Source organism: Micromonospora sp. CA-244673 (assembly GCF_050948395.1).
In the GTDB taxonomy this organism is placed as follows: Bacteria; Actinomycetota; Actinomycetes; order Mycobacteriales; family Micromonosporaceae; genus Micromonospora.
In genome coordinates, this window is record NZ_CP192019.1 from 2,445,753 (window position 1) to 2,462,751 (window position 16,999).

21 protein-coding genes are annotated in these 16,999 nt (G+C 74.7%); 15 read left to right on the top strand and 6 right to left on the bottom strand.

All coding sequences use genetic code 11. From position 1 onward, the window contains the following. Window positions 1-27 precede the first annotated feature (27 nt). The 7 genes from argJ (at window position 28) to argH (ending at window position 7,454) form a co-directional block, all read left to right on the top strand. On the top strand, window positions 28-1,200 hold the full coding sequence (gene argJ, locus ACQP12_RS11475) for a bifunctional glutamate N-acetyltransferase/amino-acid acetyltransferase ArgJ (protein ID WP_433287306.1): 1,173 nt from the start codon (window positions 28-30) through the stop codon (window positions 1,198-1,200). Next, a complete protein-coding gene (gene argB / locus ACQP12_RS11480; protein WP_357945916.1) occupies window positions 1,197-2,084 on the top strand; it encodes an acetylglutamate kinase in 888 nt (295 codons plus the stop codon). Before argJ ends, argB begins: the two co-directional genes overlap by 4 nt. Continuing rightward, window positions 2,081-3,277, top strand: coding sequence for an acetylornithine transaminase (locus ACQP12_RS11485; RefSeq protein WP_433287308.1), 1,197 nt, complete (start codon window positions 2,081-2,083; stop codon window positions 3,275-3,277). The genes argB and ACQP12_RS11485 overlap by 4 nt, the downstream gene beginning before the upstream one ends. Then, a complete protein-coding gene (argF, locus tag ACQP12_RS11490) occupies window positions 3,274-4,197 on the top strand; it encodes an ornithine carbamoyltransferase (protein ID WP_433287310.1) in 924 nt (307 codons plus the stop codon). The genes ACQP12_RS11485 and argF overlap by 4 nt, the downstream gene beginning before the upstream one ends. Beyond that, window positions 4,194-4,709, top strand: coding sequence for an arginine repressor (locus ACQP12_RS11495; RefSeq protein WP_262287227.1), 516 nt, complete (start codon window positions 4,194-4,196; stop codon window positions 4,707-4,709). The genes argF and ACQP12_RS11495 overlap by 4 nt, the downstream gene beginning before the upstream one ends. After that, window positions 4,706-5,911 carry an argininosuccinate synthase gene (locus ACQP12_RS11500; RefSeq protein WP_433287312.1) on the top strand — a complete coding sequence of 402 codons (1,206 nt, stop codon included), beginning with the start codon at window positions 4,706-4,708 and terminating at the stop codon, window positions 5,909-5,911. Before ACQP12_RS11495 ends, ACQP12_RS11500 begins: the two co-directional genes overlap by 4 nt. Window positions 5,912-5,990: 79 nt before the next feature. Next, window positions 5,991-7,454: an argininosuccinate lyase gene (gene argH / locus ACQP12_RS11505; protein WP_433289228.1), complete on the top strand. Its 1,464-nt coding sequence runs from the start codon at window positions 5,991-5,993 to the stop codon at window positions 7,452-7,454. 39 nt (window positions 7,455-7,493) lie between these two features. Here argH and ACQP12_RS11510 read toward each other — a convergent pair whose 3' ends face one another. Together ACQP12_RS11510 and ACQP12_RS11515 are read right to left on the bottom strand one after the other, a co-directional pair. Further along, a complete protein-coding gene (locus ACQP12_RS11510) occupies window positions 7,494-7,847 on the bottom strand; it encodes an MmcQ/YjbR family DNA-binding protein (protein WP_433287314.1) in 354 nt (117 codons plus the stop codon). Between the two features lie 94 nt (window positions 7,848-7,941). After that, window positions 7,942-8,367, bottom strand: coding sequence for a DNA-binding protein (locus ACQP12_RS11515; RefSeq protein ID WP_357945902.1), 426 nt, complete (start codon window positions 8,365-8,367; stop codon window positions 7,942-7,944). Window positions 8,368-8,458: 91 nt separating this feature from the next. Between ACQP12_RS11515 and ACQP12_RS11520 the strand changes: the two genes are divergently transcribed. From ACQP12_RS11520 to ACQP12_RS11540, 5 genes are all read left to right on the top strand, one after another. Further along, a complete protein-coding gene (locus ACQP12_RS11520) occupies window positions 8,459-9,076 on the top strand; it encodes a DNA-3-methyladenine glycosylase (protein WP_433287317.1) in 618 nt (205 codons plus the stop codon). 81 nt (window positions 9,077-9,157) lie between these two features. Beyond that, window positions 9,158-10,240, top strand: coding sequence for a WD40/YVTN/BNR-like repeat-containing protein (locus ACQP12_RS11525; RefSeq protein WP_433287319.1), 1,083 nt, complete (start codon window positions 9,158-9,160; stop codon window positions 10,238-10,240). Further along, the gene (locus ACQP12_RS11530; protein WP_433287321.1) at window positions 10,241-10,516 is read left to right on the top strand and encodes a ubiquitin-like small modifier protein 1; all 276 of its coding nucleotides are present in this window, start codon (window positions 10,241-10,243) and stop codon (window positions 10,514-10,516) included. It begins immediately after the preceding gene. Between the two features lie 138 nt (window positions 10,517-10,654). Beyond that, a complete protein-coding gene (locus ACQP12_RS11535) occupies window positions 10,655-11,794 on the top strand; it encodes an LLM class flavin-dependent oxidoreductase (RefSeq protein ID WP_433287323.1) in 1,140 nt (379 codons plus the stop codon). Beyond that, complete coding sequence (locus tag ACQP12_RS11540; protein ID WP_433287325.1) at window positions 11,791-12,417, top strand: FMN reductase; 627 nt, start codon at window positions 11,791-11,793, stop codon at window positions 12,415-12,417. The genes ACQP12_RS11535 and ACQP12_RS11540 overlap by 4 nt, the downstream gene beginning before the upstream one ends. Before the next feature lie 15 nt (window positions 12,418-12,432). On the opposite strand, the gene ACQP12_RS11545 is transcribed toward ACQP12_RS11540, so the two are convergent. Continuing rightward, on the bottom strand, window positions 12,433-13,323 hold the full coding sequence (locus ACQP12_RS11545; RefSeq protein ID WP_433287327.1) for a universal stress protein: 891 nt from the start codon (window positions 13,321-13,323) through the stop codon (window positions 12,433-12,435). Window positions 13,324-13,431: 108 nt separating this feature from the next. Next, window positions 13,432-14,328 carry a universal stress protein gene (locus ACQP12_RS11550; RefSeq protein WP_433287329.1) on the bottom strand — a complete coding sequence of 299 codons (897 nt, stop codon included), beginning with the start codon at window positions 14,326-14,328 and terminating at the stop codon, window positions 13,432-13,434. A gap of 160 nt (window positions 14,329-14,488) precedes the next feature. Here ACQP12_RS11550 and ACQP12_RS11555 point away from each other — a divergent pair, with 160 nt between their 5' ends. After that, on the top strand, window positions 14,489-14,965 hold the full coding sequence (locus ACQP12_RS11555) for a cyclic nucleotide-binding domain-containing protein (protein ID WP_433287331.1): 477 nt from the start codon (window positions 14,489-14,491) through the stop codon (window positions 14,963-14,965). Here the strand turns inward: ACQP12_RS11555 and ACQP12_RS11560 are convergent. Beyond that, window positions 14,935-15,189, bottom strand: a complete 255-nt coding sequence (locus ACQP12_RS11560) for a hypothetical protein (protein ID WP_433287333.1) — start codon at window positions 15,187-15,189, stop codon at window positions 14,935-14,937. The two genes, ACQP12_RS11555 and ACQP12_RS11560, sit on opposite strands and share 31 nt — an antisense overlap. A 210-nt stretch (window positions 15,190-15,399) precedes the next feature. After that, window positions 15,400-15,792 carry a hypothetical protein gene (locus tag ACQP12_RS11565; protein ID WP_433287335.1) on the bottom strand — a complete coding sequence of 131 codons (393 nt, stop codon included), beginning with the start codon at window positions 15,790-15,792 and terminating at the stop codon, window positions 15,400-15,402. Between the two features lie 51 nt (window positions 15,793-15,843). Here ACQP12_RS11565 and ACQP12_RS11570 point away from each other — a divergent pair, with 51 nt between their 5' ends. After that, the gene (locus tag ACQP12_RS11570) at window positions 15,844-16,347 is read left to right on the top strand and encodes a GNAT family N-acetyltransferase (RefSeq protein ID WP_433287337.1); all 504 of its coding nucleotides are present in this window, start codon (window positions 15,844-15,846) and stop codon (window positions 16,345-16,347) included. A gap of 10 nt (window positions 16,348-16,357) precedes the next feature. Then, window positions 16,358-16,984 (top strand): hypothetical protein, encoded by a 627-nt coding sequence (locus ACQP12_RS11575; protein WP_433287339.1) that lies wholly within the window; start codon window positions 16,358-16,360, stop codon window positions 16,982-16,984. The last annotated feature ends 15 nt before the right edge of the window (window positions 16,985-16,999 follow it).

Genomic DNA, 16,999 nt, shown 5'->3' on the forward strand with positions numbered 1-16,999 from the left:
CGCAGTCGTGAACGAGAGGACGGCCCAGTGACCGTCACCACCCCCCGGGGCTTCCGCGCCGCCGGCGTGGCCGCCGGCCTCAAGGCCAGCGGCGCCGGCGACGTCGCCCTCGTCGTCAACGACGGCCCCGACGCCGGTGTCGCCGGCGTCTTCACCGCCAACCGGGTCAAGGCCGCCCCGGTGCTCTGGACCCAGCAGGTCGTCCGCGGCGGCGTGGTCCGCGCCGTGGTGCTCAACTCCGGCGGCGCCAACGCCTGCACCGGCCCGGCCGGCTTCCAGGACACCCACGCCACCGCCGAGCACACCGCCGCCGCGCTCACCGCCAGCAGCCCCCGGCTCATGGTCGGCGCCGGCGAGGTGGCGGTCTGCTCCACCGGCCTGATCGGCGAGCGCCTGCCCATGGAGAAGCTCCTCCCGGGCGTCCGCGGCGCGGTGCGTGGCCTGTCCCGCGACGGCGGCCACCCGGCCGCCGAGGCGATCATGACCACCGACACCCGGCCCAAGACCACCGTGGCCCGGGGGAGCGGCTGGACGGTCGGCGGCATGGCCAAGGGCGCCGGCATGCTCGCCCCGGCCATGGCCACCATGCTCTGCGTGCTCACCACCGACGCGGTGGCCGGGCCGGAGACCCTGGACGCCGCGCTGCGGGCCGCCACCCGGGTCACCTTCGACCGGGTCGACTCCGACGGCTGCATGTCCACCAACGACACGGTGCTGCTGCTGGCCAGCGGCGCCTCCGGCCTCGAGCCCACCGCCGCCGAGCTGACCGCCGCGGTGACCGCCGCCTGCCACGACCTGGCCCAGCAGCTGATCGCCGACGCCGAGGGCGCCACCAAGCAGATCGCCATCGAGGTGGCCGGCGCCGCCGACGAGGACGACGCGGTCGAGGTGGGCCGCTCGGTGGCCCGGAACAACCTGGTCAAGACCGCGCTGTTCGGCAACGACCCGAACTGGGGACGGATCCTCGCGGCCGTCGGCACCACCGCCGCCGCGTTCGAGCCGGACGGCGTGGACGTCGCGGTCAACGGGATCTGGGTGTGCCGGGGCGGCGCCGCCGCCGAGGACCGGGCCAAGGTCGACCTCACCAGCCGCGACGTCACCATCCGGATCGACCTGCACGCGGGCGACGCGGAGGCGACGATCTGGACCAACGACCTGTCGCACGCCTACGTGCACGAGAACTCGGCGTACTCCTCATGAGCCTCACCGCCGACCTCACCCGGGCCCAGGCCAAGGCCGAGACGCTGATCGAGGCCCTGCCCTGGCTGGCCCGCTTCTCCGGCGCCACCGTCGTGGTCAAGTACGGCGGCAACGCCATGGTCGACCCCGACCTGCAGCGGGCGTTCGCCGCGGACATGGTCTTCCTCCGGTACGCCGGCCTCAAGCCGGTCGTCGTGCACGGCGGCGGTCCGCAGATCTCCGCCATGCTCGGCCGGCTCGGCATCGCCAGCGAGTTCAAGGGCGGCCTGCGGGTCACCACCCCCGAGGCCATGGACGTCGTCCGGATGGTCCTCGTGGGGCAGGTCGGCCGTGAGCTGGTCGGCCTGATCAACGCGCACGGTCCGTTCGCGGTCGGCCTCTCCGGCGAGGACGCCGGCCTGTTCACCGCGGTGCGCCGCCCGGCGTACGTGGACGGGGAGCCGGTCGACGTCGGGCAGGTCGGCGACGTGGAGTCGGTGGACGTCTCCGCGGTGGCCGACCTCATCGCGGCCGGCCGGATCCCGGTCATCTCCACGGTCGCGCCGGACGCCGACGGGGTGCTGCACAACCTCAACGCCGACACGGCCGCCGCCGCGCTGGCCGTCGCCCTCGACGCGCGCAAGCTGGTCGTCCTCACCGACGTCCCCGGCCTATACGCCGACTGGCCCGACACGACCAGCCTGGTCAGCGAGATCACCACCGACGACCTGGCGAAGCTGCTGCCCTCCCTGGAGTCCGGGATGGTCCCGAAGATGGAGGCCTGCCTGCGGGCCGTGCGCGGGGGAGTGCCCGCCGCGCACGTCGTCGACGGCCGGGTCGCCCACTCCACGCTGCTCGAGGTCTTCACCTCGGAAGGGTTCGGAACGATGGTGATCGACTCATGAGCACGCTCGTCGAACGCTGGCGCGCCGCCATGATGGACAGCTACGGCACCCCGCCGCTGGCGCTCGTCTCCGGCTCCGGCGCCGTCGTGGTCGACGAGGCCGGCCGGGAGTACGTCGACCTGCTCGGCGGCATCGCGGTCAACGCCCTCGGCCACGCCCACCCGGCCGTGGTGGCCGCCGTGTCCCGGCAGGTCGCCACCCTCGGGCACGTGTCGAACCTGTTCGTCGCCGAGCCCCCGGTGGCCCTGGCCGAGCTGCTGCTGGCGCTGGCCGGCCGCCCCGGCCGGGTGTTCCTCGCCAACTCGGGCGCCGAGGCCAACGAGGCCGCGTTCAAGCTCTCCCGGCTCACCGGGCGCACCCACGTGGTGGCCACGCACGGCGGCTTCCACGGCCGCACCATGGGCGCCCTGGCGCTCACCGGCCAGCCGGCCAAGACCGACCCGTTCCGCCCGCTGCCCGGCGAGGTCACCCACGTGCCGTACGGCGACGCCGCCGCCCTGGCCGAGGCGGTCACCGACGCCACCGCCATGGTGATCGTCGAGCCGATCCAGGGCGAGAACGGCGTCGTCGTCCCGCCGCCCGGCTACCTGGCCGAGGCCCGCCGGATCACCGCCGCGCACGGCGCGCTGCTGGTGCTCGACGAGGTGCAGACCGGCGTCGGCCGCACCGGGCACTGGTTCGCCCACCAGGCCGACGGCGTCGAGCCGGACGTCGTGACCCTGGCCAAGGGGCTCGGCGGCGGGCTGCCGCTCGGCGCCTGCCTGGCCTTCGGGCGGGCCGCCGACCTGCTCACGCCCGGCTCGCACGGCACCACGTTCGGGGGAAACCCGGTCAGCTGCGCCGCCGCGCTCGCCGTGGTCGCCACCATTGCCAACGAGGGGCTGCTCGACCACGTGAAGCGGGTCGGGGAGCGGCTGCGCCGCGGCGTCGAGGCGCTCGGCCACCCGCTCGTCACCGAGGTCCGCGGCGCCGGTCTGCTGCTCGGCATCGTGCTCGACGCGCCGGTCTCCGGCGCGGTGGCCGGCGCGCTGCGCGAGGCGGGCTTCCTGGTCAACCCGGTGCAGCCGGGCGTGGTCCGGCTCGCGCCGCCGCTGATCCTCGACGCCGGCCAGGTCGACGCCTTCCTCGCCGCGCTGCCGGCCGCCCTCGACGCCGCCGCGCCCGCGCCTATCGCCACGGAGGTCCCCGCATGACCCGGCACTTCCTGAAGGATGACGACCTCTCGCCCGTCGAGCAGGCCGCCGTGCTCGACCTGGCCGCCCGGATGAAGGCCGACCGGTTCGCCCACAAGCCCCTGGCCGGCCCGAGGTCGGTGGCGGTGCTCTTCGACAAGCAGAGCCTGCGCACCCGGATCTCCTTCGACGCGGGCATCGCCGAGCTGGGCGGGCATCCGCTCGTGGTGGACACCCAGGTCACCCACTTCGGCCGGGGCGAGACCCTCGCCGACGCCGGCCGGGTGCTGTCCCGCTACGTCGCCGCCATCGTGCTGCGCACCCACGGCGACGACCGGATCGCCGAGGTCGCCAGCCACGCCACCGTGCCGGTGGTCAACGCCCTCACCGACACCTACCACCCCTGCCAGCTCCTCGCCGACCTGCTCACCGTCCGGGAACGCTTCGGCGCCACCGCCGGGCGCACCCTGGCGTACGTCGGGGACGCGGCCAACAACATGGCGCACTCCTACCTGCTGGCCGGGGCGACCGCCGGGATGCACGTGCGGATCGCCGGTCCGGCCGGCTACCAGACGGATCCCGAGATCGTGGCCCGGGCCGAGAAGATCGCCGCCGGCACCGGCGGCTCGGTCCGGGTGCTCACCGACCCGGTCGAGGCGGTCCGCGCCGCCGACGTGGTCGCCACCGACACCTGGACCTCGATGGGCCAGGAGTCCGACGGCCAGGACCGGATCACCCCGTTCCTGCCGTACCAGGTCAACGGGGCGCTCCTCGGCCACGCCGCGGCCGGGGTCATCGTGCTGCACTGCCTGCCCGCACACCGGGGCGAGGAGATCACCGACGAGGTGCTCGACGGGCCGCACAGCGCCGTGTTCGACCAGGCGGAGAATCGCCTGCACGCCCAGAAGGCGCTGCTGACGTTTCTCCTGGAGGCATCATGACCGCACCGCTGACCCGTGCCGCGCGGCACGGCCGCATCGTTGAGCTCATCCGCGACAAGGCCATCCACTCGCAGACCGAGCTGGCCGACCTGCTCGCCGGTGACGGCATCCAGGTCACCCAGGCGACCCTCTCCCGTGACCTCAAGGAGCTGGGGGCGGTCACCGCGCGCGGCGGCGACGGGCGCGGCGTCTACCTGATTCCGGAGGACGGCCACCGGCCGCTGCGGGAGGCCGAGGCCGCACCGGCCCGCCTCGTCCGGCTGCTGCGCGAGCTGCTCAACGGCGTCGACTCCAGCGGCAACATCGCCGTGCTGCGCACCCCGCCGGGCGCAGCCCAGTACCTGGCCAGCGCGTTGGACCGAGCGGGCCTGTCCGAGATCGTCGGCACCATCGCCGGCGACGACACCATCCTCGTCGTGGCCCGCGAGGCCGACGGCGGCGCCGCGTTGGGCGACAAGCTCGCCGCGTGGGCCCGCCGCGAAGAGAACGTTGAAGGGAGCACCACACCATGACCGAGCGGGTCGTCCTGGCGTACTCCGGGGGTCTCGACACCTCCGTCGCCATTCCCTACCTGGCCGAGCAGACCGGCGCCGAGGTGATCGCCGTGGCGGTCGACGTCGGCCAGGGCGGCGAGGACCTGAACGCCATCCGTCAGCGCGCGCTGGACTGCGGCGCCGTCGAGTCCGAGGTGGTCGACGCGCGCGACGAGTTCGCCGCCGAGTACTGCCTGCCGGCGATCCGGGCCAACGCCCTCTACATGGACCGCTACCCGCTGGTCTCCGCGCTGTCCCGGCCGCTGATCGTCAAGCACCTGGTGGCCGCGGCGCAGAAGCACGGCGGCACCATCGTGTCGCACGGCTGCACCGGCAAGGGCAACGACCAGGTCCGCTTCGAGGTCGGCCTGAACGCCCTCGCCCCCGAGCTGAAGATCATCGCCCCGGCCCGCGACTTCGCCTGGACGCGGGACAAGGCCATCGCCTTCGCCGAGGAGAAGGGCCTGCCGATCGACGTGTCGGCGAAGTCGCCGTACTCCATCGACCAGAACCTGTGGGGACGCGCGGTGGAGACCGGCTTCCTGGAGGACATCTGGAACGGCCCCATCGAGGACCTCTACTCCTACACCGCCGACCCGGCGCAGGAGCGCGACGCCGACGAGGTGGTCATCACCTTCGACGCCGGCGTGCCGGTCGCCGTCGACGGCGAGACCGTCACCCCGTACCAGGCGATCCTGGAGCTGAACCGGCGCGCCGGCGCGCAGGGCGTCGGCCGGCTCGACATGGTCGAGGACCGCCTGGTCGGCATCAAGAGCCGCGAGGTCTACGAGGCCCCCGGCGCGATCGCGCTGATCGCCGCCCACCAGGAGCTGGAGGCGGTCACCGTCGAGCGGGACCTGGCCCGGTTCAAGCGCGGCGTCGACCAGCGCTGGGGCGAGCTGGTCTACGACGGCCTCTGGTTCTCGCCGCTCAAGAAGTCGCTCGACGCGTTCATCGACGACGCCCAGCAGCACGTCTCCGGCGAGGGGCGGCTCACCCTGCACGGCGGCCGGGCCACCGTCACGGGCCGGCGCTCCGAGGCCAGCCTGTACGACTTCGGCATGGCCACGTACGACACCGGCGACACCTTCGACCAGTCCCTCGCCAAGGGCTTCGTGCAGCTCTGGGGCCTGCCCAGCAGGATGGCCGCCGCGCGGGACGCCCGGCTGGGCGGACGCTGATCGTGAGTGCGAACGCGAGGGGTGAAGGGGCGAAGCGAGTGAGCCCCGCAGTCGGGAGCGAAAGGTGAGCGCTGCCACAATGGGTGGGGTGGACGACAAGAGCCTGACCGAGAACAGCGCCCCCGCCAACCGGACGAGCCTCTGGGGAGGCCGGTTCGCCGGCGGCCCCGCCGAGGCGCTCGCGCGGCTGTCGGTGAGCGTCCAGTTCGACTGGCGCCTCGCCCCGTACGACATCGCCGGCTCCCGGGCGCACGCCCGGGTCCTGGCCGGCGCGGGCCTGCTCGACCCCGAGGAGCTGGGGAGGATCCTGGCCGCGCTGGACGACCTGGAGGCCGCCTGCGCCGCCGGGACGTTCCGACCCACGATCGACGACGAGGACGTGCACACCGCACTGGAGCGCGGCCTGCTGGAGCGGCTCGGCAGCCTCGGCGGCAAGCTGCGCGCCGGCCGCTCCCGCAACGACCAGGTCGCCACCGACCTGCGGCTCTACCTGCGCGACCACGCGCGCGGCGTGGCCGCCCGGCTGGTCGAGCTGGCCGAGGCCCTGGTGGAGCAGGCGGAGCGGCACGTGGACACGGCCGCGCCCGGCATGACCCACCTCCAGCACGCCCAGCCGGTCACCTTCGGGCACTGGCTGCTCGCCCACGTGCAGCCGCTGCTGCGGGACCTGGAACGGCTGCGGGACTGGGACCACCGGTGCGCCGTCAGCCCACTCGGCGCCGGCGCGCTCGCCGGCTCCGGCCTGCCGCTGGACCCGGTGGCCGTCGCCAAGGAGCTGGGGTTCCGCACGTCCTTCGCCAACTCGATGGACGCGGTGGCCGACCGGGACTTCGTGGCCGAGTTCCTCTTCGTCACCGCGATGACCGGCGTGCACCTGTCCCGCCTCGGCGAGGAGGTGGTGCTCTGGACGTCGCAGGAGTTCGGCTGGGTCGAGCTGGACGACGCGTTCGCCACCGGTTCGTCGATCATGCCGCAGAAGAAGAACGCGGATATCGCCGAGCTGGCCCGGGGCAAGTCCGGCCGGCTGGTCGGCGGCCTCATGAGCGTGCTCACCATGCTCAAGGGCCTGCCGATGACCTACGACCGCGACATGCAGGAGGACAAGGAGCCGGCCTTCGACGCGGTCGACACCCTGGAGCTGCTGCTGCCCGCCCTCGCCGGGATGATCTCGACGATGACGGTCCGCGTCGACCGGCTGGTGCCCGCCGCGCCGGCGGGCTTCTCCCTCGCCACCGAGGTCGCGGACTGGCTGGTCCGGCGGAACGTGCCGTTCCGGGAGGCGCACGAGATCACCGGCCGGCTGGTGGCGCTCTGTGTGGCCCGCGACTGTGCCCTGGACGAGGTGTCCGACGACGACCTGGCCGCGGTCAGCGAGCACCTCGACCCCTCGGTGCGCGACGTGCTGTCGGTGCGCTCCGCCCTGGCCGCCCGGATCACGCCCGGCTCGACCGGTCCCGGGCCGGTGGCCGACCAGCTCGCCACGGCCGCCGACAGGCTGGCCGGCTGGCGGGAGTGGGCCGCCGAGCGGGTCGTGCCCCGCTGAGCACGACACCCCGCGCGGTGGTCCGGCCGCCGCGCGGGGTCAGGCCGTCGGCCGCTCGCGCCTGGGCAGCTTCGCCACCACCGCGTCGTACGACCCGTCGACCGCCTCGATCAGCTCCTCGTCCGGGATGGCGCCGTCGAGCCGCAGCGTGTTCCAGCCGGAGCGGCCGATGTAGGGGGAGGAGCGGGCGTCGTCGGGGAACCGGTGCAGCCACTCGTCGGCCACCTCCCGGGACGGCCCGCACTTGAGCCCCACCCGGGCCTCACCCTCGGGCGCGCCGAGGAAGGCGAAGATCCGGCTGCCGACCTTGACCACCTCGTCGCCCTCCCACGGCTGGTCCAGCCAGGCGCCCGGCTTGGCCAGGCAGTAGGACCGCATCTCCTCGCGCTTCATCGCACCCCTCCCGTGCCGTCCACCGGCACAGTCTCGCCCGCGGCTGCGACAGTCGCCGGGCCCCGCCACCGCGCCGCCCCCTGGTGGATCAGGATCAGTCGCCGGTGCCGGTGCGCACGGTGAGCCGCTCGTAGCGCTGCCGGGCCGCCTGCGCGCTGCCCAACCCCAGCCCGAAGGCGATCGCCTGCCAGGTCAGGCCCCGGCCGCGGGCCACCTGCAGCAGGCCCGCCTCCAAGGCGTCGACCTCGGCGCGCACGTGCGGGATCAGGGTCAGCGCGGCAGTCAGGTCGGCCTGGTCGACCGGCTCCTCGCCCTCCGCCAGCTCCGCCCCGCCCGCAAGCGCCATCACCAGCGTCGCCGCCTCGTAGGCGTCGGGGACGTCGGGGTGCGCGTAGCGCCGGCGGCGGGCGTCCGTGCCGGCGTGCCGCTCCGCGATCCGCAGCAGCGCCGCGTAGTTGCGGTGGGCCCGGGCCTGGGCAGCATCCGGAGCGGTGAACGGGTCGTTGTCCATCGTGACCATGTCGTCGATTCCACACCCTTGAACGACATTTTGTCAACAGCCCGTTGAAAGCAATTCGTGCTCACCTCTCGGATCCGGCTAGGGTTTCCCGGTGACCGCGTCCGACCTCTCCGTCCTCTCCGACCTGCTCGCCGGCCCGGTGGTTCCCGCCGCCCGGGGGTTGCTCGGCTGCCGGCTCACCGGGCACGGGGTCACCGTCCGGATCACCGAGGTCGAGGCGTACGCGGGCACCGCCGGCGACCCGGCCTCCCACGCCCACCGGGGCCGCACCCCGCGCAACGCCGTGATGTTCGGCCCGGCCGGGCACGCCTACGTCTACTTCACCTACGGCATGCACTGGTGCGTGAACGTGGTGACCGGGCCCGACGGCGAGGCCTCGGCGGTGCTGCTGCGCGCCGGCGAGGTGGTCGACGGCCTCGACGCCGCGCGGGAGCGCCGCCCGGCCGTACGCAAGGACGTGGATCTCGCGCGCGGTCCGGCCCGGCTCTGCGCGGCGCTCGGCATCGACCGGTCCGTCTACGGCGCCGACCTGCTCGGCGACGGGCTGGTGCGGCTGCGGCCCCCGCTCGCGCCGGTGCCCGAGGCGGCGGTCACGGCCGGCCCCCGGGTCGGCGTCACGGGCGCCCACGACGTGCCCTGGCGCTTCTGGATCACGGGCGAGGAGACGGTGAGCGCGTACCGCCGGCACGTGCCCCGCGCCCGGCGCTGACCGGCGCGCGGCGCGCCGGGAGTGAATCCTGTCGGTGGGTGTGGCGATAATCACGGCACCCATCGATGAGGGAGGACCGGCATGACGACGCTGCTCGCGATCGGCACCGGCAAGGGACTCTTCCTGGCCACCAGCACCGACCGGCGCGACTGGGCGGTGAGCGGCCCGCACTTCCCGATGACCGGGGTCTACGCGGTGGCCGTCGACAAGCGCCCCGGCCGTCCCCGACTGCTCGCCGGCATGACCAGCTCGCACTTCGGCCCCAGCGTGGCCACCAGCGACGACCTGGGCAAGTCCTGGCACGAGCCGGGGCAGGCGCCGGTGGCGTTCCCGGCCGACACCGGGGCCAGCCTGGGGCGGGTCTGGCAGCTCACCCCCGCCGGCCCGGACCAGCCCGACGTGGTCTGGGCGGGCGCCGAACCGTCCGCGCTCTTCCGCTCCGAGGACGGCGGGCGCAGCTTCAGCCTGGTCCGGGCGCTCTGGGACCATCCCCACCGTGAGCAGTGGGGCGCCGGCTTCGGCGGCCAGGCCGTCCACAGCGTGCTCCCGCACCCGGGCGACCCGGGCCGGATGGCGGTGGCCATGTCCACCGGCGGGGTCTACCGCACCGAGGACGCGGGAGCGAGCTGGGCGCCGGGCAACACCGGGATCCGGGCCTACTTCCTGCCCGACGAGTGGCCCGAGTTCGGTCAGTGCGTCCACAAGATCGCCCGGGACGCCGGCGACCCCGAGCGGCTCTACGCGCAGAACCACCACGGGGTCTACCGCTCCGACGACGACGGGCGCACCTGGACCTCGATCGCCGCGGGCCTGCCCAGCGACTTTGGCTTCCCGATCGTCGCCCACCCGTCCCGCCCCGGCACCGTCTACGCCTTCCCGCTGACCGCCGACGGCGAGCGGTTCCCCACCGACCGGCGCTGCCGGGTCTACCGCTCGGCCGACGCGGGCGGGAGCTGGGAGCCGCTCACCGCCGGCCTGCCCGACGGACCCTTCTATCCCTCGGTGCTGCGCGACGCCATGAGCGCCGACGACCACGACCCGGCCGGCGTCTACTTCGGCACCCGCTCCGGCGAGGTCTACGCCAGCGCCGACGAGGGCGACTCCTGGTCGCTGGTGGCCGCGCACCTGCCGGACGTGCTCTGCGTCCGGGCCGCGGAGGTCTGAGTGGTCACCGTGCTGCTGCCCGGCCCGCTCCGGTCCGAGGCGGGCGGGGAGAGCCGGCTGACCGTGGCCGCCGGCGGCACCCTGCGGGCGGTTCTCGACGAGGTGGCCGCCACCTGGCCCCGGCTGGCTCGCCGCATCCGCGACGAGCGGGGCGACCTTCGCCGCTACGTCAACGTCTACGTCGACGGCGAGGACTGCCGCCACACCGGCGCCCTGGACACCCCGGTGCCCGAGAACGCCGAAGTCCAGATCCTCCCCTCGGTGGCGGGCGGCTGACCCCGCTCCCCGTGGCGGCCGCCGGCCGTGAGGTGGGCCACCCCGGAGCGGGTGCCGCGTGGAATAGTTGCTTCGTCAACTATGTTGTGCGGAGCGATTCCGGGCCGGAGGGTCCGGACCCCACGCGAGGAGCTGGTCATGCAGTTCGGAGTCTTCACCGTCGGCGACGTCACGGTCGATCCGACCAACGGTCGGCTGCCCTCCGAGCATGAGCGGATCAAGGCCATGGTGGCCATCGCGCTCAAGGCCGAGGAGGTCGGGCTGGACGTGTTCGCCACGGGCGAGCACCACAACCCGCCGTTCGTGCCGTCGTCGCCCACCACCATGCTCGGCCACATCGCGGCCCGCACCGAGCGGCTCCTGCTGTCTACCTCGACCACGCTGATCACCACCAACGACCCGGTGAAGATCGCCGAGGACTACGCCATGCTCCAGCACCTGGCCGACGGCCGGGTGGACCTCATGATGGGCCGCGGCAACACCGGCCCCGTCTACCCGTGGTTCGGGCAGGACATCCGCAACGGCATCCCGCTCGCCATCGAGAACTACGACCTGCTGCACCGGCTGTGGCGGGAGGACGTGGTCGACTGGAAGGGCCGCTTCCGCACCCCGCTGCAGTCGTTCACCTCGACCCCGCGCCCGCTCGACGACGTGCCGCCGTTCGTCTGGCACGGCTCGATCCGCAGCCCGGAGATCGCCGAGCAGGCCGCGTACTACGGCGACGGCTTCTTCGCCAACCACATCTTCTGGCCCAAGGAGCACACCCAGCGGATGGTCGCCCTCTACCGGCAGCGCTTCGCGCACTACGGCCACGGCTCCGCCGACCAGGCCATCGTCGGCCTCGGCGGGCAGGTCTTCATGCGCAAGAACTCGCAGGACGCGGTCCGCGAGTTCCGGCCGTACTTCGACAACGCCCCGGTCTACGGGCACGGGCCGTCGCTGGAGGAGTTCACCCGCGAGACACCGCTGACCGTGGGCAGCCCGCAGCAGGTCATCGACCGCACGCTGGGCTTCCGCGAGTACGTCGGCGACTACCAGCGCCAGCTCTTCCTCATGGACCATGCCGGGCTGCCGCTCAAGACCGTCCTGGAGCAGCTCGACCTCCTGGGCGAGGAGGTCGTCCCGGTGCTGCGCAAGGAGTTCGACTCGCTGCGCCCGGCGCACGTGCCCGAGGCGCCGACGCACGCTTCGCTGCTGGCCGCGGCGGGCGGCGCCAAGGACAGCACGGTCCACGCCGTCGACGACGTGACCGGCAAGGCGCCCGAGGAGGACCGATGACCCGCCGCACGCTGACCGTGGTCTCGGCCGGCCTCAGCCAGCCCTCGTCGACCCGGCTCCTCGCCGACCAGCTCGCCGCGGCCGCCCGCGACGAGCTGGTCCGGCGCGGCGCCGAGGTGGAGATCCGCACGCTGGACCTGCGCGAGTACGCCCACGACGTGGTCAACCACGTGCTGACCGGCTTCCCGCCGGCCGCCCTGCGGACCGCGCTGGACGCCGTCGCGGGCGCGGACGGGCTGATCGCGGTCACCCCGATCTTCAACGCCTCGTACAGCGGCCTGTTCAAGTCGTTCTTCGACGTGGTCGAGAAGGAGGCCCTGGCCGGCCGGCCGGTGCTCATCGGAGCCACCGGCGGCACGGCCCGGCACTCGCTCGCCCTGGAGCACGCGGTCCGGCCGATGTTCGCCTACCTGAGGGCGGTCGTGGTGCCCACGGCGGTCTTCGCCGCGCCGGAGGACTGGGCCGGCGACGGCGGCGACAGCGCGCTGCGGGCCCGGATCCGGCGGGCCGGCATCGAGCTGGCCGACCAGGTGGACCGCCGGCCGGCGGCGACCGGGCCGGCCGACCCGTTCGCGCTCACCACCAGCTTCGAGGACCTGCTCGCCGGTCGCGACCCGGCCTGAGCCCGGCCGGCGACCTCAGTCGCCGGCCGGCTCGTACGGGTGGGCCACCAGCACCGGGCAGTGGGCGTGCTGCACCAGCGCCTGGCTGACCGAGCCGAGCAGCAGCCCGGCGAAGCCACCCCGGCCCCGGGAGCCGACCACCACCAGCGCGGCCTCGCCGCTCGCCTCGATCAGCGCCTGCTCGGGGGACTCGCCCCGCAGGGGCCGCTCGACCACGCTCAGCACCGGATGGTCCGAGCGGATCCGGGCGGCCGCCCCGGCCAGCAGCTCCGCCGACTCGGCCTGCGCGGCGGCGGTGGCCTCGGCCGCGGCGTCCGGCGCCACGGCGCCCCGCTCCGGGGTGCGGACGTGCACCAGCACCAGGTCGGCGTCCCGGCGGACCGCCTCGTCGGCGGCGAGCCGCACGGCGTACCCGGCCGACTCGGACCCGTCCACCCCGACGAGCACCGGGCCCCGCACCGGGATGGGCTGCTCCGCCGGGCGGACCACCAGCACCGGGCAGTGCCCGTGCTGCGCCACCTGGTTGCTCACCGAGCCGAGCAGCAGCCCGGCGAAGCCGCCCACGCCCCGGCTGCCCACCACCACGAGTTCGGCCCGGCGGGACTCCTCGATCAGGGTGACGCCGGGGCCGCCGGCCACCTGGCGCACCTCCACCCGCAGACCCGGATGCCGGTCGACCAGCTCGGCGGCCACCTGCTCCAACATCTTCTGCGACTCCTCGGTGGGCGCCGGCACCCCGAGGTCGTACGGGTTGAGCGGCACCCCGTAGCCGAGCGGATGCAGGTAGCCGTGCACCACGTGCAGCGGTCGGGACCGCGCCACGGCGGCCCGGGCGGCGTGTTCGGCGGCGGTGAGGCTGGTCGACGATCCGTCGACACCCACCACGACAGGTCGGTTCATCGGCATCCCTCCGGTCGGCTCCGCCCATTGTCGACGACGACCCCGCCGACCGAGCGCGAACGCGGCCGTCCGCGCCGGCCGAGGGGGGAAGGGGCCGGCGCGGACGGGGGACGGTCAGCCCGCGGCGGGGCTCCGGCGGTGCCGGACGATGGCCAGCGGGCTGCGGGCGTGGTGCAGCACGGCGTGGCTGACCGAGCCGAGCAGCAGCCCTCCCAGGCTGCCCCGGCCGTGCGCGCCGACCACGACCAGCTGCGCGTCGGTGGACTCGGCCACCAGTGCCGCCGCCGGGGCGGCCGCGACCAGCTTCCGGCGTACCTGCACCTCGGGGTGGCGCTCGGCCCAGCCGGCGACCGCCTCGGCGAGCACCCGCTCCTCCTCCGCGCGCAGTTCCTCGGGGTCGTACGCCAGCGGCACGATGTCGCCGGGGCCGACCGGGGTCGGGTAGAGCCAGGCGTGCACCGCCACCAGGTCGGCGCCGCGCCGCGCCGCCTCGGCGAACGCGAAGCCGATGGCCTCGGTGGACAGCGCCGAGCCGTCCACGCCTACCACGACGGGGCCGTCGGCGCGCGGCTCGCCCCGCACCACCAGCACCGGGCAGTCCGCCCGGGCGGAGAGCCCCACCGCCGCCGAGCCGACCAGCAACTCGGCGAAACCGCCGAGCCCGCGGTGGCCGAGCACCAGCAGCGCGGCGTCCCGGCTCTCCTCCAGCAGCACCGGGACGGCGGCGCCGTCGCGTACCGCGCCGGTCACCGGCAGCTCGGCGTCGACCTTGCGGGCCTCGTCGAGCGCCTCGGCGACCAGCTTCTCCGTCTCCTGCCGCAGCTCCTCGTGCGGCAGGGCGGCCGCCACGGGGCCGAGTGGGGTGCCGAGCAGCGGCCACTGGAACGCGTGTACCACCCGCAGGGGCCGGTGCCGGGTGGCGGCCATCCGGGCGGCCACCCGGACCGCGTCCAAAGCGGTGGGGGAACCGTCCACGCCCACCACGACGGGGGCGCCGGATCTGTCGGTCATCACGTCCTCCTTCGTCCACCTCCAGGGTTCTCCGGTCGGCGCTTCGCGGGCAGAGGCGTTGCACCCGGTCGATTCGGGACCAACGACCCTGCCACGTCGGGCCGAACGGGTGTGAGCTGGTGCCGGGACGATCCAGGACCCCGTGGGAGGCGAGTGACCGATGACCCCGCTGGAGATGCTCCGCGCACACCCCTTCCTCGCCGGGCTGCCCGACGCTTGGCTGCCCCCGCTGACCGGCTACGCCCGCCCGGTGGTCTGGCACCCCGGGCACCGGCTGTTCCGCGCCGGGCAGCCCGCCGAGCGGTTCTGGCTGGTCCGTGGCGGCCAGGTGGCGCTGGACTTCCCGGTGCCCCGCCGTGGTGACGTGGGGATCGAGACGATCGGTGCGGGCGGGGTGCTCGGCTGGTCGTGGCTGTTCCCGCCCTACCGTTGGCAGTTCGGCGCGGTCGCCGCGCAGCGGTGCACGGCGGTCGAGTTCGACGCCGCGGGCGTACGCCGGCTGATGGAGTCCGACGGCGCCCTCGGCCGGCAGCTCACGACCCGCTTCATGAGCGTCGTGGTGGACCGGCTGCACGCGTCCCGGGTGCGGCTGCTGGAGCTGTACGGCTACCCGACGGCGCTGCCGCCGACCGGCTGACCTGCCGCGTGCCGGTGGACGACCAGGTCGTCCACCTCCAACCGGCCGATCCGCAGCTCACGGATCACCGCCCGGCGGATGGCCAGGCGGGCGATCATGAGCCGGCCGATCGCCACCGCGCCGATCGCCGCCACGGCGAGCGCCAGCGGCGCGGCCGCCGTCGGGCCGAGGGCACGCGGGCCGGCCGCGGTCGGGCCGACGACGCGGGCCCGGAGGGTACGCATCGGACGTGCGCGGCCACGCGGGCGCTGAAGCATCCTGTTCACCCGACGATCCTGCGCTCCCACCCGGTCGGCCCGGTGCCGGTCGGGACGCCGGTCCACCCGCCGTGTGACCCGACGGCCCGGCCCGCACGGCAGGTCCACCGCACGGGGTGACCCCGGAGCGGGTACGGCCGCCGGCCCGACGGAGGCGGCGGCCGTACCCGGGGCGGGTCAGCGGTCGACGACCAGGCGGCGGGCCCGCAGCGCACGGGCCCACCAGGGTCGCCGGTCCGGCCGCAGCGGCGGCAGCGGGGCGCCGCGCAGGCTGACCCAGCCGCCCGGGCCCATGGTGACCGTGCGGATGGCCGGCGGCCGGCGGCGGGCCGACGCCACCACCCCCACGGCGGCGGCGAGCGCGGCCACGGCGAAGGCCCCGGTGGCGGCCGCGACGAGCCGGTCCGGGTCGGCCAGCCGGCGGTAGCGGACCCGCCCGCCGGACACGACGAACACCCCGACCGGCCGGCCCGCGCGGGTGACCGGCACCAGCGCGGCGGCCGGCGTGCCTGGCGTCCCATTCCTTGGTAGCCGGGCGGCCCGCCAGCGCGGCAGGGCCGGACGGGACACCGACCGGGCCGGAGGTCCGAACCTGTCGGTGCGCCCACGTATCCTCCGGCGATGACCAGTGAGGTGCGGCTGCGGCCGGTGCGCGACGAGGACCTGCCCGCGTTCTTCGCCCACGAGCAGGACGCGCAGGCCAACTGGATGGCCGCCTTCGGCCCGAAGGACCCGGCCGACCGGGCCGCCTTCGACGCCCACTGGGCGCGCATCCGGGCCGACCCGCGCATCGTCAACCGCACCGTGATCGTCGACGGCACGGTGGTCGGGCGCGTGGCCGCCTTCCCGGTGGGGGAGCGCACCGAGGTCAGCTACTGGATCGACTCCGCCTACTGGGGTCGGGGCCACGCCACCGCCGCGCTCGCCGCGCTGCTGCGCGAGGTGCCGCAGCGGCCGGTGCACGCCCGCGCCGCCAAGGACAACGCCGCCTCCCTGGCGGTGCTGCGCAAGTGCGGCTTCGTGGTGGTCGGCGAGGACTCGGGATACGCCGCCGGCCGCGGCGCCGAGGTCGAGGAGTACGTGCTGGAGCTGCCCGCCGAGGCGGCTGACCAGGGCGGCCACTAGTCTCCCCTGGGTGAACTGGCTGGAACTCGTCGGCTGGGCCGGCTCCGCGCTGCTGGTCTGGTCGCTGCTGCAGACCCGCATTCTGCGGCTGCGCGCGCTCAACCTGCTCGGCTGCCTCATCCTGATCGGCTACAACGCCGCCGTGCACGTGTGGCCCATGGTCGGGCTCAACGTGGTGCTCGCCGTGATCAACGTCTGGTACCTGCGGACGATGCTGGCCACCCGCCACGACGCGCAGACCTACGAGGTGGTCGAGGTGGGCACCGGCGACGCCTTCCTGGCCCACACCCTGCGGGTGCACGCCGCCGACATCGCCCGGTTCAACCCCGACTTCCACTGGGACCCGGCCGCCGCCGACCGCTCCGCGTTCCTGGTGGTCCGCGCCGACGAGGTGGTCGGCGTGGTGGTCTCGCACGCCGAGGCCGGCGGGGTGGCCCAGATCGACCTCGACTACGTGACCCCGCCGTTCCGCGACTTCACCCCCGGCGAGTTCGTCTACCGGCGCAGCCGGCTGTTCACCGACCGCGGCTTCCGCCGGGTGGTCAGTCCGCCCGGCATGGTCGCCCCCTACTACCACCGGCTCGGCTTCCGCCCCGAGGGCGACGCGTACGTCCTGGACCTGCCCGCTCCCGCCTGACCCGCCGCCGGAGGA